The sequence below is a fragment of the Arthrobacter sp. JUb115 genome (genome assembly GCF_004365035.1).
Lineage (GTDB): Bacteria > Actinomycetota > Actinomycetes > Actinomycetales > Micrococcaceae > Glutamicibacter.
Genome location: NZ_SOBS01000001.1, coordinates 608799 through 626111 on the forward strand (window position 1 = coordinate 608799; position 17313 = coordinate 626111).

The window sequence follows — 17313 nt, forward strand, 5'->3', positions numbered from 1 at the left end:
CGATGCAGGCAGTTGGAAAACGGAAAACCCGCGTCGTGTAAAAAATACGCGACGCGGGTTATCTGAAGCTCTGCGGAATTAGTTCGCTGGAACGTTCAGGGTCTGCCCGACCATGATCAGGTCTGGGTTGCTCAGCTGATCGTCATTCAAGACGAACAGGCCACGCCAGTCCTTGACGCCAAGCTGGTCGGCAACCTTAGCCAAGGTATCGCCGGACTTGACGGTGTAGTCCTTGCCCGAATCGGTCACGTCAATGTTGAACACTGGTGCCTTTGGAGCTGGAGCAGCGTGCTTTGGAGCTGCCTGCTGCTTGGGAGCCTGCTTCTGGACCGGAGCTGCCTGCTGCTTAGGTGCTGCCTGCTGCTTTGGGGCCGCCTGCTGCTTAGGAGCGGCCTGCTGCTTTGGTGCTGCCTGCTGCTGAGGAGCCTGCTTCTGAGGAGTCGCGGAACCCGAAGGGGAACCGCTAATGCCCAGCTTTGCGGTACATGCTGGCCATGCGCCCCAACCCTGGGATGCCTGGACCTTGGTTGCAACGCGAATCTGCTCGGCCTTCGAAGCCTGGTGAGGCATGCCCGAACCGCCAAACGCCTTCCAAGTGGACAGCGAGAACTGCAGGCCACCGTAGTAGCCGTTGCCGGTGTTGATGGACCAGTTGCCACCGGACTCGCACTGAGCCAGCTTGTCCCAGGTGCCTGCGGCATTAGCTGGTGCGGAAGCTGCAACGATTGCGGTGCCGGCAACTGCAACGGCGGCCAGCGAGGCTCCACCGCGGCGGATCAAGTTCTTGGTCTTCTGCTGGATCATGATTCTCCAGTTGCTCTTCCCGCGCTCAGGTCTTCCTAGACCATCCTCGTGCACCACTCAGCGTCGCATTTCGACTTTGATTAAATACTGCCCTGGTGAGCGGTTTGGAAGTCCCGGCAGTACCTGTTTCCCCATAACACTGCGAGTGTTATCGAAACGTTATGAATGACCATAACGCACCAACCCACCACCCTCGCAACTCAGGAAACGGTCAGAAAACCCGTAAATACAGGTCAATTGGCCAGAAAAAAATTTTGAATCGGGTCCGAAAATCACCATGATCCCCATATCAAGCAACGAAAATGTTACTTTCCAAAAGTGGAGATTATCCAGCTCGCTGTGATATAGCTTGCAATTCACTTCTGGGCCGTGCCCAGCTCCCTTCAAGGTTGCATTCCGCCTTCGCCAAAGCTGGAATAGCGGCGTCCGAAACCCAAGGCGTCAGGCAATCCGAAGGGGCAATTTTTCTCCGGCAGACGGCCTTTTCCTCGCTGCCACCTGCAAGGCCTCCCGGGCGATGGACACACCGCGGCGTTCAAGCAACAGGACAGCTGAATTGCCCTGAGGTAATTTGTTTCAAGAAGCCAGCGCTGTAGGTTTGATTTCATCAGTCAGACAGGGGAACTCAATGCCAGTACAAGGCAGCACAAGCAAAGACCGATTCATGGAATCCTTGACCTGCTACCCCCGGGCCCTGCGGGAATTCTTTCGCAACGATGGACTAGACGTTGCCGCTTCCCTGTCCTATTTCATGGTTCTTGCCATGTTCCCCGGATTACTGGCATTGATCTCGCTCCTGTCTTTGGCCGGTGCCAGCGAAAGCGGCACCAAATGGATCATGGAGCTGCTAGAGCAGAGCCTCGCCCCGAACGGACAATCTGCAAGTAGCGACTCCCAGCAATTGCTCGACACGGCCGAACAGCTGCTCGCTGGCTTGGCATCCCAAGCGAGCGGAACGTTCTGGGCAATCCTGGCCGGTTCACTCGGCGCGCTGTGGAGTACATCCGGATATGTCACGGCATTCAGCCGCGCGTTGAACCGGCTGTATGGGGCACCGGAAGGCCGCCCCCAGTGGAAGCGCCGTCCTCAGATGTTCCTGATTACGGTGCTGATCATGCTGGTTGCCGTCGTGACCCTGGTGCTGCTGCTCGCTTCTGGCTCCGTCGCCCGCGGAATCGGCAATATTATTGGCATGGGCGACAGCTTTGTGCTCGTGCTGAATATCGCCAAGCCGCCCTTGATGCTTATTATGTTGCTCCTGGTTCTAGCCTTGCTTTACTACTTCACCCCCAACGTCAAGCCAACGAAATTCCGCTGGTTCTCGCCCGGCACACTGACAGCTCTGGTGATCCTGGGACTGTCGGTATTCGGGTTCAGTATTTATGTTTCGCAGTTCGCCAGCTACTCCGCCACCTACGGAACCATTGGCGGGGTGATCATCTTGATTCTTGCTTGCTGGATCAGCAACATCGCTTTGCTCCTCGGAGCCTTGGTGGATATCGAATTCATCCGCCTCCGCCAGCTTCGCACGGGCATGCCTGCCATAGATGACGTACTTCTTCCACTGCGTGATGACACTTTGGTAGCCAAGCAGGAATTGGCAACATACAAGGATCTCGTCCAGGCCCAGGAAATCCGTATCAAGCACGGTGGCGACCCGCTGCAAGATATGGAAAGGGATCCATCCACGAAGCCTAAGCGCAAGACGAAGCTGCTCCCCATGGGGCTGGTTGCCGTGGCGGCCTGGACCGCTAGCCGCATGAAAACCAAACGCGATCTGCGCAGGGGCTCAGAATAGTCCCGACAAGCTCTGCAGTGCCCACCACAGGCCGCCGGAACCGAGAACAAGAATCACCACAACCCACAATGAGGCGAAGGTCCGGGTAGCCTCAGCGATCAGGTACGCATCGGACTGGGCGATATCGTGGCGTCTCCAAACATGTACCGAAAGCAGCTTGACGAAGTCTTTAAGGCCAGCCAGCAGCAAGAACCCGGCGATAAGCAACGCCAGATACAGGTACGCTTCGACCGGTGCAAAGAAGACCACTGCCAATGCCACGAGTGCGCTGATAGTGCACACAATAAAGGCCGGCCAATTTCGGACAAAGATCAGCGCCAGCAGGAACAGCAACGCGTAGATGCCGAGCGCCCGCCCGGAATAGCCCGTGGATATGCCCCACAGCATCAAAGCTGAAACCCATATCGGTGCGGGGTACCCGAAAATCCCGGAGATGATGACAGAAATCTTGCCCCGTCCAATGCTCCGCACTTCTCCGGAATGGTCCCAGCCCAGCCGCAAGCCAGCCACGTATCTGCCCGTGAATAAGGCCGCGATGATATGGCCGAGCTCATGAATCAGCGTGGAGTACAAGCCGGTGATCCGCCAGACCGGACGAGGGACCACCAATAGCAGGATCAAGAACGCAACGATCAGCCACTGCCACTGGTTCAGGGCCACGTTCACCGGCTGCGAGAGCCGCTCCCAGGCCTGGGCAATATCTAGATTCATTCCTGCTCCTCATCGGCGTTCGGTTTTACTCATTCTTGCAAGCCCTACCGGCCACAAAGTGACCGGCGAGTGCATTTCCCGACTTTCTGGGAAACATCACAGGTGACGGGCATAGTCTGCAAAGCGGAACACTGTGCCGTATATCTGGAGGAGTCTCATGTCTCGCATCGTTTCAACCGCCTTGGCCACCACCGGTTTAGTGGGCGGCTACGCTACCGGTCGTGCCACCAAGAAGCGCCCGCTGGCTGCCGTTGTGCTCGGCGCTGCAGGTGCCGGCGCCTTCCTGCTTTGGAAGAAAGATGCTGGAACGGCTAAAGCCATTGCCTTGATCAGCGCCTATCTCGGAGGCTTCGGCGCTTCGCATCCGCTGGCCAAGAAAATCGGTGCGTGGCCAGCTGTGAACTCGGTGACTGCCGGCGTTGCCATTCTCTCGCTCGTTCTTGGCGGCTCCAAGAAGAACAAAGACGATCTGTCCTAAGCGGCATCAGCGAATCTGTCGGGGTCTGGTGCTACGTTGACTAGGTAGGAAACAAGTCAACGAAAGGCCCAGGCCCCGTGTTCTTTCTAGATGATCAGTTCATCTTCTCAGCGAGTGACCTGTCAGTCTCCGTTGACTGCAATTACCAGTCCCTGTACCTGCTGGACGTGAAACTCGGCCTGCGTCCCAAGCCTGACAAGGCACGAGACGAAATGCTGGAACGAACAGCGGTGCTCGGCGACGCCCATGAGCAGAACGTCCTCAAAGACCTGATAGCTGCCTATGGCGAATACGACCCGGCGACGGGAACCGGCGTCAAACAATTCACTGATCGCCCGCAGATGTCTGCGGCCGGTCTTCGGGCAGCCCACGAAGCGACCATGCACGTGCTTCGCAACGGCGCCGATGTCATTTTCCAGGCCACCTTCTTCGATGGGGCTTTCATTGGCTTTGCCGACTTCCTAGTCCGCCAGGAAGACGGCACCTGGGCCGTATGGGATACCAAGCTCGCCCGCCATGCAAGGGTCAGTGCCCTGCTCCAGATCGCAGCCTACGCGGATCAGATGCTGGCAGAAGGGCTCCCCGTGTCCACCTCGGCAACGCTGGTCCTCGGCGACGGGACGCATTCGGTGCATCGGGTTGATGAAGTGCTGCCAGTCTTCCGGGCCCAGCGTGAACGATTCGTGAAGATGGTGCAGGAACACCGTGCGGCCAACCAGCCAGTTCGGTGGAACTCCGATGAACTGCGCTTATGCGGCCGTTGCGATTATTGCGAAGAGCAGGCCCAGGAAACTCGCGACCTGCTATTGGTCGCTGGCATGTCCATGGTGCAGCGAGAAAAACTTCGCGCCCGCGGCATTTCCACCATTGACCAGCTCGCCGGGCTAGAGGATGGACCAGGCACCTCGCTGCACCGTGCCGCGGAGCAGGCCAGAATGCAGCTGGGGCTGGCCCAGAGCGATGGCATGGTCCACGGCGTCTCCTACCGGGTGAAGAACGAAGGCCCGATCTCTTCGCTGCCGCGGCCTGATCAAGGCGACATCTTCTTCGATTTCGAGGGCGACCCGCTCTACCAGGAACCTTCCGACGGCTCCTGGGGCCTGGAATACCTCTTCGGCGTCATCGAATATGACACCGGGGTGCCGGTGTTCAAACCCTTCTGGGCCCATAGCCGCGCCGAAGAGCGCCAAGCCTTCCTGGACTTCATTGCCTATGTCGAAGAACGCCGCCAGCGGTTCCCGCGCATGAAGGTCTACCACTATGCGCCCTATGAGAAAACTGCCCTGCGCAAGCTCTCGCAGGTGCATATTGCCGGTGAGGACGAAGTCGACCAGTGGCTGCGTGAGAACCTGCTTATCGATCTCTACGAGACCGTGCGTAACGCCCTGGTGGTTTCCACCCGCTCATACTCCATCAAGAAGCTTGAACCGTTGTACATGGGAGAGCACCTTCGCTCCGGGGATGTCACCGATGCCGGAGCATCGGTGGTCGCCTATGCCCAGTACATGCTGGCGCGGGATTCGAAGAACGACGGGGCCGCTGAAGCGATCCTCGAGTCGATTGCCGATTACAACGAGTACGACTGCCTTTCCACTTTGCGCTTGCGGGATTGGCTGCTTTCGCTCAGCGATGAGGCGCCTGGCACCCTGCCGGATATGCCTGAGCCAGGCCCGGCCGCAGACGAATACGAGCCCACCGCCGAAGAGCTTCGGCTGCAAAACTACCTTGCGCAGCTTCCCCACGCCCACGCGCTGAGCAACGATGACCGCGCGATCGCGATGGTCGCCGCTGCGACCGGTTACAACCGGCGTGAAAAGAAGCAGTTCTGGTGGGAACACTTCGACCGCTTGTCCGCGCCAATGGATGATTGGAGCGACGCCCGGGGAGTGTTCATTGTGGACACTGCGGAAGTACTCGAGGATTGGCATAAGGCCACCCCTCGGGCGCGCACCTCTACGCGCGTGACGAGATTGCAGGGAACCTTGGCGGAAGGATCCCTGCTCTCCCCCGGCTCATCAGTATTCGCCATGTTTGATGCTCCGTTGCCTGAAGGCATGGCCGTTGACGACTCCGTGCGCGGCGGCGCATTCAACGCCACCGTAGTCGAGCTCGGTCCGGGCTGGATTACCATTGCGGAGAAAACCAGCGGCAAGATCCCTGCCTACGGTGCCCATCCATGCGCATTGGCTCCGGATAAGCCGTTGGCGACGATGAGCATCGATGCAGCGCTCAAGGAGATCGCCCAGCGGGTGGGCTCCACCGTACCGGTGCTTCCGGAACGGCCGGGCATCGACATCCTGCGGCGGATTCCGCCACGCCTGAAAACCCTTGCGGCACCGGTGGATCCAGCCCTGGTTGATGGACAGGCGCAGATCTATCCTGCCGTGGTCGAGACGTTGAAGGATCTTGATAATTCCTATCTTGCGGTACAAGGCCCTCCGGGGACCGGCAAGACCTTCGTCGCTTCGCATGTGATCCGTGAACTCGTTGATTACGGATGGAAGATTGGCGTGGTTGCCCAGTCCCATGCAGTAGTTGAAAACGTCCTGCGGAAAGCGGTGCAGGCCGGGGTCGATCCCGAGGCAGTAGCCAAGGAAGTCAAGCACGATGATCCGGTCCCCTGGGCCGGCACGTCCAAGGATTCCTTGACTGAAGTTCTCCACGCATCGGGCGGCGGGCTCATTGGAGGTACTGCCTGGACGCTGACCGGTTCGAAAGTCCCCGCGGATAGCCTGGATTTGCTGGTGATCGATGAGGCCGGGCAGTTCTCACTGGCCAATACCTTGGCGGTTTCACGAGCAGCCCGCAATTTGCTGCTGCTCGGTGATCCCCAGCAGTTGCCCCAGGTCACCCAGGGCACTCATCCTCAGCCGGTGGACGAATCGGCGCTCGGCTGGCTTTCCGGCGGCGAACCAGTGCTGCCAGCCGAATTGGGGTACTTCCTGGCAGCTTCATGGCGAATGCATCCAGCGCTTTGCGCCAAGGTTTCGGCATTGAGCTATGACCACCAGCTGTTCTCGGCAGACGCCGCCGGGTTGCGGCAGCTCGAAGGCACACCGGCCGGGGTCGAGACGGTGTTCGTTGAACATCGAGGCAATACGGTCAGCAGCGCCGAAGAAGCCGGGGCCATTGTCCGATTGGTCCGCGAGCATCTGGGGATGATGTGGAGTCCGGGGGCAGGCCTGCCTGCCCGTCCATTGGGCGCCGCTGACATCCTGGTAGTTGCTGCCTACAATGCCCAGGTAAATCTGGTGCGCGATGTCCTCGAAGCTGAAGGCCTATCGGCGGTCAAGGCGGGAACGGTTGACAAGTTCCAGGGACAGGAAGCACCAGTTGTGCTGATGACCATGGCATGTTCCAGCGCCACCGATGCATCGCGTGGCATCGAATTCCTGCTTAACCGCAATCGCATCAACGTTGCGATTTCCCGCGGCCAATGGAAGGCCATCATCGTGCGCAGCGAAAGGCTCACCGATTATCTGCCTTCCAACCCATCGGCGCTCTCGCAGCTCGGTGCCTTCATGGCTTTGTAGCTTGATGTTGGATTGGCCCGGTCATTCGCGCGCCGGGTCAATCACATCCTCGACTTTGAAGAAACTTCCCAGGACTGGCCGGTCACCGCGCAGTTCCTTGGCGAACTGCAACCCATCCACATTGATGCGCATCTGCCGCTGGTACTCATCACCCTGCTGCATCCATGTGCGAGTCGTACCGTCAACGCCGTAGAAGTAATCGAACCCCTGGTCCTTGAAGAACTGGTACCGTTCCCCCGCGTAGCGCTGGATCCGGGCAATATCCGATCCAAAAGGATAGATGTAGTGCCCGGTTTTTCCCACGATCGGTTCCACTTCGGCTTTCCACAGTTTCGTGTCCCGCTTGAGCCGATCCATGCTGACCGTCCCGGTGGCAATGTGCCCCCATGAATGGGACGCGAAAACCCAACCGCTGTTCTTCATCGCTTCTGCGATCTCCGCCGCCTTCTTCTGGTCAGCTTCCAGAGTCTTGCTCTGGGGATACTGGCTGGCAGAGGTGCGGTAGCCGAATGCGCCGTTGTATCCGGTCATCGCGATAAGGCCGCGAGCGTCCCGATACGTGAAATCGGGATGTTCCGCTATGAAGTCATCGACCATCGTGGTCACGTCAAAAGCGCCAACCTGCGTTTTTCCCTCCGCATCGACGTATTCGTTGCGGACCTTGCCGTCCTTATCCAGCACCAGTTTGCTGGCGAAGCCATCACCTTCCATGTATTCGTAATAGCTCAGGTCATCGATGGACAGCACCACTGGCTTCTTGCCCTGGGGCAGCATGATATCCCGATACTCCATCTGCCCCTGTTCGTCGAGCGAGGCGAAATCTTCCGGGTTGACCAGGACATAATCACGCGCATACAGCTCGTCGAGGATGGCTGCAAATTCCTTCTGGGTCACCATGTAGTCGGCGTACCCCTGCGAACTGCTGCCTTCGTCAAAGGCCCTGCCGGGATCGACAATCAGCGAGTGGAAGAACAGGTGAGGTATGTTGTTCGGCTCTTCCCAAGCTGAAACCTGCCCTTTCTCTTCCTCTAGGCCGCTGGCCATCTGGTTCAGTTGTTCGGCGCTGTCTTTCTTGGCGAGTTTAATCGCCGCGTCATAGTCGTATCCGTCAGCTAGCCGGTTGATCTCGGCTCTCACGCCGTCCACTCGTGCTTCTTCCTGCTCAGCCTTTTCAACGGCAGCAGGATCCGGGGCCGGCGTTGGCGGCTCCTGTGAAGCACTGCACCCGGCAAGTCCCAGCGCCAACCCGAGGGAAATCACCAATCGTAGATTCTTCAATGGCTTCGACCTCCGTGACCTCCACCGTGCCCGCCAGGCCGGAAGAAAACGAGTTGTCATCTGGTTATTTCGACCCTACACAGGTAGCGCTGGAGGCAACACCCTTTCATGATGAATTACCGAACTTGAGCGATGTCTAACATTCAGCTTTTAGGGAGCTCACATTTTGGAAGGAGTCCAATGATTTAGAATTGATTGGTTAGGCGTCCCAAAGATCAAGGAAGTACATGCAGCCCTCGCACCGCGCGAATAGTTTGTGGCTTCAGTCCCAGCAGTTCAAAAGCTCGGCAGCGTATCGGCTTCTGACCGCCCAGCCGTGGGCTGTGGCCTTCATCCGCGCAGAGTTCACCGCAGACCGTTCACGGATCGCATTGGAACTTTTCCATGCCTCCTTGGATTCCTTCCTGAAGCAAGCGCGCAAAAGCGATGACCAGATTCCCGCCTCGTATTCGGCCCAGGATTTCGCCGAAGCATGGGTCAAACAGGGAATTCTGGCTCGTCCGCTGATTGATGGGCGCTTCGTGTATGAACCCAGTGCGCAGACCCTGCGCACCCTGCGCTACCTGGCGGATTTTTCCACCGACGATTCGCATTTGAACTCGTCTCGCCTGAACACGTTGCTTTCTTCCCTGGAATCGCTGGCCCACGAAACCGATCCGGATCCCGAAGCACGTATCCGTGCCCTCGAATCCCAGATCGCGCTGCGCCAAGCCCAAATCGACCAGCTGCGCAGCGGGGATGACCCGGCGGTGCTTTCTCGCACGACCGCCTTGTCGGCAACACGTTCCGTACTCGATCTGGCATCGAGTTTGCCAGCAGATTTCCGACGCATGCGCGACGGCGTCCAGGATATGCTCCATTCATTGCGTGAAGGCATTCTGGATGCCTCCACAGCCAAGGGCGTAGCTGTGGGCCAGGTTCTTGAAGCTGACCGTCAGTTGCGTTCCACTGCCGAAGGCGAAACCTTCAGCGGATTCACTGAATTCCTGAACTCCCCGGAAGCGCAGCAGCGTTTCCGCGCCGCATTGGCCGAAGTCCTGGACCGCGACTTCGTAGATGACCTGGAAACGCCCGAACGCCAGATCCTTACTAACCTGTTGCGTGAATTGCGCCGCCAGGCAGCTGAAGTCCATGCCTCCTATGGCAAGCTCTCTGAATCCCTGCACGCATTCGTGCAGTCCGAGGACTACAAGCAGGCCGAGCTATTGCGCCAAGCGGTCCGAGAAGCTGAACTGGCGATCAGCAAGTCCACGAGCCTCAAACCCCGCAGCGGCTTGGCCCCGATGGAGCTCTTCGCTCCGCAGTTCGTCACCCTTTCCGGTCTTGGAATCTACGACCCATCCGAGCATGTGGCTCCGCCTCCGCTGGCTCAAGCGCCAGAATTCAGCGAAGCCGACATTGTGCGTAATCCCTCGACGCCCCAGGCGGACATGCCACTGCTGCGTGCATCGATCACCCGGCATCTGGGCCAGTCCAGTTCCGGTTCGATCCGGTTGGATGAAGTCTTCGAATCCTTGGATGCCGGGCAGCGGCACTTGAACTCCATTCGTGCCCTCGTGGAAATCGGGCGCACCAATGGCGAATCGCTGAACGAGAGCGATCTGCTCAGCATCCATTTCCAGCAACTCGATGGTTCGATGCGAACCGCAATCCTGCCCGCGTTAAGCTTTACGAAGGAGCCGCTATGACCAAGAGCGATTCATACGCCGCACCGATCACCGAACCATTGTTCGAGGGCGATACCGGGAAGTTCCCGCTGCCGCTGCGCCAGCTGCTGGTCCGGTTGTTGCGCGGCCCGTACCTTGATGGGTCCATCGATGCCTCGGCTTGGCAACTGCTGCTGGACCAGCAGCAGAGCATCAGCGATTACTTCTCCGAGATCTTCTTGGCACTGCAGCTGGACATGGACCGCAAGATCGCCATGCTTGCCCCCGTCCAGATTGAACAGGTCCACACCTCCCCTATCGCTCCGCGCCGTCCGCTGAAGCGTGATGAAACCCTGCTCGCCCTGCGGCTGCGGCTGTTGCTCGAACAGCATTCGGGCAGCGGGAGCGATGCCGTGATTTCGCGTGCGGGCATGCACGAGATCCTGGCCGAGCACCGCCAGACCTCAGACCGCGATGACAAGCGCTTTGCCGAGTCCTGCGATGCTGCGGTAACCCGCCTGCAGGCTCTGCGCCTGCTGACCGGCACCGAGCTGGAGAACGAGTTCCGCATTTCCCCGGCCCTGGCGATGGCGCTGCCGATCACCAATATCCAGGACATACCACGCTACATCGCGGCAATCGACGCTAATGATCCAGCTTTCAGCCTGGGAGCCGAAGAAGCTGATGACCTCGCAGAGCAGACCCCCGAGTTGGTGCAGGAGTAACCGATGAGCATTGAAATGACTCTCCCGCTGGGCGGGGCACTCAACCCAGGCCAGCATCGGCTGAGCCGGGTACAAATAGTTAACTGGGGAACCTTCCACGGCTTGCATGATCTGGCCGTGGACCGCGCCGGCACCTTGGTCACCGGCCATCCGGGCGTGGGCAAATCCACCTTGTTCGATGCGATGGGCCACGTCTTCTTTGCAACGCCCCGCCTGAACGAATCGGCCAATGACGCGGCCACCCGCGAGGACCGCCGCACCACGTTCTCCTACATGCGCGGGCGCAAGTTCAAAACCAGCGCCGGCACTGTCTACCAGCGCCCCGGCGCGACGTGGAGCGCCATTGTGCTCAGCTACGACGATGGCATGGGCAACACCGTTACAGCCGGCGCGGTCTTCGATCTGCCCGATGCCGGTCTGGAAGGACAGGTCTCCAAGCACTATCTGTTGTGCGAGGGCAAGGTCAATATTGCGAAGCTGGAAAACCACGGCCCACGCCGCTTTACCGTGTCCTCGCTGTCCAAGGCCCTGGCACCGAGCGAGGCATTCGATACCCACAAGGCTTTCATTGAGCGATTGCGCCGCCGTTTAGGCGTCGAAAGCGACAAGGCCTTTGCCCTGTTGCGCACGTTGCAAAATGGCAAGGGCCTGGCCAAGGGCGTCAACCAGTTCTTCCGCCACGAAGTGCTGGAAGAACCAGCCACGTTGAAGGCCGCGTCCGCAGCAGTGGAAGACTTTGCCCATTTGCGTGGCATCTACCGCCAGCTGGATACCGCCCGCGCCCAGCGTGACGTGCTCGCGCAGGTGCCGGAGCAGGATCAGGCCTACCGTTCCTTGGCTGGACAGATCGCCACCGCCCGGCAATTGCTGGAAAGCGACGTGCACACCCTGGAAACCCAGGTCCGCCAGCTGGTGCTGCGCAATGACCTGAACTCCCACGAAACGGAGCTAGCCAAGCTCAAGGCCGAAGAGGCCGAGCTGCGTAAGCGCAAGGAAAAGCTCGATGACCAGCTCCAGTCGCTGGAGGCTGCCCACGACTCTGCGGGCTCTGCTTCCCTGATGCTGCTGGAGCGCGAGGCCGATGTGGCTCGCAAGGCATTGAGCGAGAAGGAGTACGTCATCCGGACCCTGCAGCAGCAGGCCTCGGATGCTGGCTTGGCCTTCGAATTCTCGGCCACCGGCCTGGATGAGCTGCGGGCCAACGCGGCACGTACCTTGCAGCAGCTCAGCTCGATTACGCATGATGCCCAGACCGTTGAGTACGAGGCCATGGCCACCTTGGTCAACCTGCGCAAGCGCGCAGAAACGTTGGCTGACCAGATCCGCTCCTACCAGCGCCGGGCCAGCAATATCGATGACCGTTCGATAGCCGCCCGCCGAGCCATCGCTTCGGCCTGCTCGCTCAAGGAAGAACAGCTTCCCTTCGCTGGCGAGCTCATGGATGTTTCGGCCGATGCCGGTACCTGGCGTTTGGCCGCTGAAAAGGCCTTGCACTCCTTGGCCCGCACGCTGCTGGTTCCCGGGGAGCTGCTCACCCAAGTCACCCACGCCATTGATCAACTCGACGGCTTGGGCCGCGTGCGGTGGAGCGACATTTCCCAGCCGCCGCGCACCGCTGAAGCCGGCCCGGCAGACCTGGTGGCCAAGCTGGACTTCGCGCCCGGCGAAGCCGGGGCCTGGCTGAAGGCGAAGATCACCGCCGACTACCCATTGGCCTGTGTTGAGAACGATGCAGCCATGCATGTGCACCCCAAGGCGATAACCCCGGCCGGCACCATCAAGTCAGGAACCGGAAGCTTCGAGCGCGATACCCGCACGTTGCCTGCTTCCGAGTACCTGCTGGGCTTCACCAACGAGTCGAAGATTGCCGAGTTGCAGTCCAAGGCGGCACGGTTGGATGAGAAAATCGTCCAGGCCCACCAGGCTGCCGATGAACGCAGTGCGGCGAAGAACAAGATCGTGGCCAAAACCCAGCTCTTGCAGGCCCTCATTGCCGATGAGCGGACTTTTGGCCAGTTCGACGCGTCCGAGGCACTGGAAGCGTTGCGCCGCAGCGAGCAGAAGCTCGGCGATGCCTTGGCATTGTCCGGGGATTCCTCCCGGGTTCGCCAGCAAATCGAAACGGCGAAGGCCGAGGCAGAAACCCTGGTCGGGGACCTCGCACTGGTTCGTTCACGCATTGCAGATCTTGGCTTGCAGGTGCAGCGTGCACAGCAGATCCTGTCCACCAGCGATGACTTGGGGACCGGATGGGAGCAGAGCATCCCGTCCGCGCTGCGCCAGCATCAGCTGCTTGGCCCGGTTCTCCAGCAAGTGGTTGCAGGAAACTGCCCTGCCAGTGAACAAATCAGCGAAGCCTTTGCCGAGGTCAAGCTCCAGCTGGGCAGCCAGGTCAACTCCTTGCAGTCGCAGCGACAGGAAATCGGTGGCGCGCTGAGCGAAACCTTCCGTCGTTTTGCCCGAGAATTCGGCACCTCGCACGCGCAAACCCATGGCACCACCGCTGAAGCAGCTGAGCACTACGCGCAGCTGCACGACCAGATCGTGGCCGATGGCCTGCCGCACCATGAGGCGCAGTTCCGCGAATACTTCGCGAACCGTTCCTATGAACGCTTCAGCGACCTCTTGCAGTTGCTGGATGAAGAGCGCCGGATGATCTCCGAACGCATCAAGCCGCTGAACCAGATTCTGGCAGAGGTGACTTTCGAGCATGGGTCGGTCCTTCGCTTGGAAGCAGTAAATGCGATTCCAGTTGAGGCCGGTACCTTCCGCAAGGACCTGAAGGACGCATTGCAGGAGGCTTACACCACCAAGGACGAATCCACCTTGGCCAGCTCCTACCAAGCGCTGGAGGCACTGGTTACCGCACTCAGCGACCCGGCGATGGCTTCATGGCGTTCGACCGTGCTCGATGTCCGCCAGCATGTGATGATCAGCTGCAATGAGCACAAGCCCAATGGCGAGATTGAGACCGGTTTGGAACCCGGGACGCTCTCCGGCGGCGAAGGCCAGCGCTTTACTTCCTTCATCATGGGTGCTGCCTTGGCCTACCAGCTGGGTTTCGCTTCTGCCGGGTTCACTTCCTACGGCACGGTGATGATTGACGAGGCCTTCATTCAAGCCAACTCCGAATATGCAGCGGCAGGCATACGCGCGTTGCAGGAGTTCGGTTTCCATCTGGTGCTCGCGGCCCCCGAGGACAAGATCGATTTGAGCCGCCATCTGGGATCCATCACGGATATCATCAAGCACCCTGGCTCCAATATCTCAGGCTTCGTGACCACCGGCCGTTCCCCGGCCATGGCCACGACGATTACCCTGCGCAGCTGAACATCCAGAACAAGGCACGAGGTCCAGAAGTCGCCATAGCGAGTTCTGGACCTCGTGCCTTGTTGCTTCGCCTCTAGACCATGCTGCGCTGCACGCGTTCAGGGATCATGACCACCCGCGGGGACAGCTCTTGGGGTGCGAAGCCGGGATCGATGCACTGCTTCCAATACCTGAGATGCACCTTGTCGATTTCATGTGCAGAGTCCTGCACCGCGGCACCGCCCTCGCCTTGGATGCTGTACCAGTAGAGGTAGTCGACACCATCCAGGGTTTCGCTGAAGATCGTCTCCACGTACATCTTTTCGTCTTCCAGGGTTTCAAGCACCGCGGGCATATTGCTGTTCAGGAATTCCAGCCATTCATTGGCTAGCGCTGATTTGCCTGGCAGAACTCGGAATCGAGTGAGTTCAATTTTCATGTCTACAGCCTATGGGCTTGAGCCGCACCTGCGGAAAAGACAGTGGTCCTGAAAGCCTTGGCTTTCAGGACCACTGTCTTTGGCTGGCTACCGGCTATTCGACGGCCAATCCTTCAACCGGCGACAACTTTGCGGCGCGGCGGCCCGGAGTCACCGATGCCAAGAGCGCTGCCACGATGCTGATCAGCAGGACCAGTGCGAGCTGCCACCATGGGATCTCGTAGGTCATCGTTCCCATGGACGCGAGTGCCGAGCGGGCTCCAAGCAGGCCGTAGGCCACACCCAGCACCAAGCCGAGCAGGGCTGCGACGCCGCCAATCAGTACCGCTTCGGTCGCCAGCATGCCGCGCAGCTGCTTCTTCTTCAGGCCCAGGGCACGAAGCAGGGAATTCTCCCGGGTGCGTTCCAGGATCGAGAGGCTGAGCGTGTTGGCTACGCCGATCAGGGCGATCAGCACCGCCACTGCCAGCAACGCAGAGACAATCATCAGCAGCACGTCAATGATCTGGGAGAACATCGACTTCATCACCACACCGCCATTGATCATTGATGATTCAACGCCGGTGATGGCAGAAACCTTGGTGACCAGTTCGTTGACGCCCGCTGCATTGACGTCGGAATCCACCTTGATCAGGATCCCCGAGTACTGATTGGCTTCATCGATTTCCAGCTTGCTGAAAGTCTGCTCGGTGACGATATTTCCTGAGAGCATGGCCTCGGAATTCTTCACTGCCAGCGTTTGCCCGCCAACTTCCACCGTCGGGTTTTCGGGACTACCCAGCACATAGACGATTTCGCCATCTGCCGGCACGATATTCGGATCCAGTGCAACGTCAGCGAAGCTCGTGGGATCAACGGACATGACCTCGGCGTTGAACATTTCATCGGTTCCCATGTCCACATCCGCATATCCGGAGGTGAAGCTGGAGCTGGCGGTAATCCCGTCCACGCCATTGATTTGCTCAAGCATGCTCTTGGTCTCGGCGCCTGAAACTTGGCGGTCATAGAAGGAGACCATCATGTCGACCGGGAATTCTGCGGCCACAGCGTTGTTCAAGCTGGCCTTGGCGGTCTGGCCGCCGACCATGATCATGGACACCAAGGTCACGCCGATCAGCAGTGCCGTTGCCGTCGCGGTGGTTCGGCCCGGGTTGCGCACGGCGTTCAGGGCCGCGAGCTTTCCCGCCGTCGATTTGCCAGCCACGGCCTTGCCGATCCCGGAAACGCTGCTCGGCACGAACAGCGAAGCCAGCATCAGGATCCCCGGGAAGGAAACCAGGCCGCCCAGGAAGGCGACTACCAGATCCCCCTGGATCGCGCCGTAGGCCAGCAAGCTGGCGCCGGCCACCACGAACAGCGATCCGAAGATGATCCGGGCTTTGCCGGCACGGTTCTTCACGCTGGCAGCGTCGAAGGGGCGCAAGGCCGCCAGCGGTGCGAGTTTCATCGCCCGTCGAGCCGGCAGGCTCGCTGCGACCACAGTCATCAGCACGCCGACGAGAATTGGGATGGCCAATCCCTGCGGGGTCAGGGCCAACGCCGCATAGGACATCTCCGGCACCATCACGTGCAGCAGCTGGATCAGGCCCGCCATCAGTGCGACGGCGAGCAAGACACCGAGAATCGAGGCAAGAATGCCAATGAGCAGTGCTTCGATGAGCACCGAGCTTCGAATCTGCTTGCGCTTGGCGCCCAGGATGCGCAGCAGTGCCAGTTCGCGGGTGCGCTGGGCAATGACTACGGCAAAGGTATTGACCACAACCAGACCGGTGACCACCAGTGCAATCAGTGCGAAGACCAGCAGGATCACGCTGAGCTGGTCGGTGCCTCCGGTGAACTGGGCGACTTCGTTCAAGACCTTCTCATCGGCGGTCACCACCGCCATGTCAGCCATCTTCTTGCCGGCAAACAGCTTCTCCAGCTCTGCCTTCAATGACTCGTCGGAGCCGTCGCCATTGACCACGATTTCGGTGATCAGGGCTTGGCCGCCGGAAAAGTGCTGCCACGCTTTCTCGCTCATGCCGGCCAAGGCGTAGGCCGAGGTCCGCGGGTTGGTGGTCGAGCGCTGGATGCCCACGATGTTGTAGTTCGCCGGCGAGATCGCGCCATTTTCCAGAGCCACGACGTCCCCGATGGACACGCCCATTTCCTTGGCGTGGGAAGCATCGATAATGATTTCGTTGGAACCTTGGGGCGCCCGGCCCTCAATCAATTCCATGCCACCCAGCCCCTGGTCGGGATCTACTGGCTGTGCGGACACGCCGTAGCTGTTGTCCGCCGTGCGCAGCAGGCCGTCGGCGTAGGCCAGGCCATAGGCGGTGGAAACTTCAGGCAGGTTCCGGACATCTGCGATGTCCTTGAGGCCCAGCTCGGTCAACTCCTCGGCGCCGGGAACCAGGTCCCAATCGGGGTAGGCCACCAGGTCGGCGTTCTTGTAGGCGTCTCCGAGCGAATTCTTCAGTGTCGCCTGGGTGGATGAGTTCACCGAAAGCGTTGCGGCAAGAAAGGCGGTGCCGATGGCCACAGCCAGGATGACGGCGATATATCGCCGTGCATAGGTCTTGATATTCGAAAGTGCTACGTGCAGCATTG

At 59.6% G+C, this 17313-nt stretch carries 11 protein-coding genes; 6 read left to right on the forward strand and 5 right to left on the reverse strand.

The window, feature by feature from the left end:
- Positions 1–78: 78 nt before the first annotated feature.
- On the reverse strand, positions 79–804 hold the full coding sequence (locus EDF61_RS02825; RefSeq protein ID WP_105657352.1) for a LysM peptidoglycan-binding domain-containing protein: 726 nt from the start codon (positions 802–804) through the stop codon (positions 79–81).
- A gap of 664 nt (positions 805–1468) precedes the next feature.
- On the opposite strand from EDF61_RS02825, the gene EDF61_RS02830 reads away from it, so the two are divergent.
- The gene (locus EDF61_RS02830; protein WP_166650682.1) at positions 1469–2602 is read left to right on the forward strand and encodes a YihY/virulence factor BrkB family protein; all 1134 of its coding nucleotides are present in this window, start codon (positions 1469–1471) and stop codon (positions 2600–2602) included.
- Here the strand turns inward: EDF61_RS02830 and EDF61_RS02835 are convergent.
- Entirely contained in the window at positions 2594–3313 is a 720-nt protein-coding gene (locus EDF61_RS02835; protein WP_105657350.1) for a M50 family metallopeptidase, read from the reverse strand. The genes EDF61_RS02830 and EDF61_RS02835 overlap by 9 nt on opposite strands.
- 157 nt (positions 3314–3470) lie before the next feature.
- On the opposite strand from EDF61_RS02835, the gene EDF61_RS02840 reads away from it, so the two are divergent.
- On the forward strand, positions 3471–3791 hold the full coding sequence (locus tag EDF61_RS02840) for a hypothetical protein (protein ID WP_133833201.1): 321 nt from the start codon (positions 3471–3473) through the stop codon (positions 3789–3791).
- Positions 3792–3868: 77 nt separating this feature from the next.
- Positions 3869–7324 (forward strand): TM0106 family RecB-like putative nuclease, encoded by a 3456-nt coding sequence (locus tag EDF61_RS02845; protein ID WP_133833202.1) that lies wholly within the window; start codon positions 3869–3871, stop codon positions 7322–7324.
- 21 nt (positions 7325–7345) lie between these two features.
- On the opposite strand, the gene EDF61_RS02850 is transcribed toward EDF61_RS02845, so the two are convergent.
- Positions 7346–8584, reverse strand: coding sequence for a polysaccharide deacetylase family protein (locus EDF61_RS02850; protein ID WP_286172079.1), 1239 nt, complete (start codon positions 8582–8584; stop codon positions 7346–7348).
- 245 nt (positions 8585–8829) lie between these two features.
- Between EDF61_RS02850 and EDF61_RS02855 the strand changes: the two genes are divergently transcribed.
- Genes EDF61_RS02855 through EDF61_RS02865 form a run of 3 tightly spaced genes read left to right on the forward strand, consistent with a single transcriptional unit; the run spans position 8830 to position 14303 of the window.
- Positions 8830–10290 carry a DUF3375 domain-containing protein gene (locus EDF61_RS02855; RefSeq protein WP_133833204.1) on the forward strand — a complete coding sequence of 487 codons (1461 nt, stop codon included), beginning with the start codon at positions 8830–8832 and terminating at the stop codon, positions 10288–10290.
- Positions 10287–10973 carry a DUF4194 domain-containing protein gene (locus tag EDF61_RS02860; RefSeq protein WP_105661625.1) on the forward strand — a complete coding sequence of 229 codons (687 nt, stop codon included), beginning with the start codon at positions 10287–10289 and terminating at the stop codon, positions 10971–10973. Before EDF61_RS02855 ends, EDF61_RS02860 begins: the two co-directional genes overlap by 4 nt.
- A gap of 3 nt (positions 10974–10976) precedes the next feature.
- Positions 10977–14303: an ATP-binding protein gene (locus EDF61_RS02865; RefSeq protein ID WP_133833205.1), complete on the forward strand. Its 3327-nt coding sequence runs from the start codon at positions 10977–10979 to the stop codon at positions 14301–14303.
- Positions 14304–14376: 73 nt separating this feature from the next.
- Here EDF61_RS02865 and EDF61_RS02870 read toward each other — a convergent pair whose 3' ends face one another.
- Together EDF61_RS02870 and EDF61_RS02875 are read right to left on the reverse strand one after the other, a co-directional pair.
- Positions 14377–14721: a DUF6176 family protein gene (locus EDF61_RS02870; RefSeq protein WP_133833206.1), complete on the reverse strand. Its 345-nt coding sequence runs from the start codon at positions 14719–14721 to the stop codon at positions 14377–14379.
- 94 nt (positions 14722–14815) lie between these two features.
- Entirely contained in the window at positions 14816–17311 is a 2496-nt protein-coding gene (locus EDF61_RS02875; RefSeq protein WP_133833207.1) for an ABC transporter permease, read from the reverse strand.
- Positions 17312–17313 lie beyond the last annotated feature (2 nt).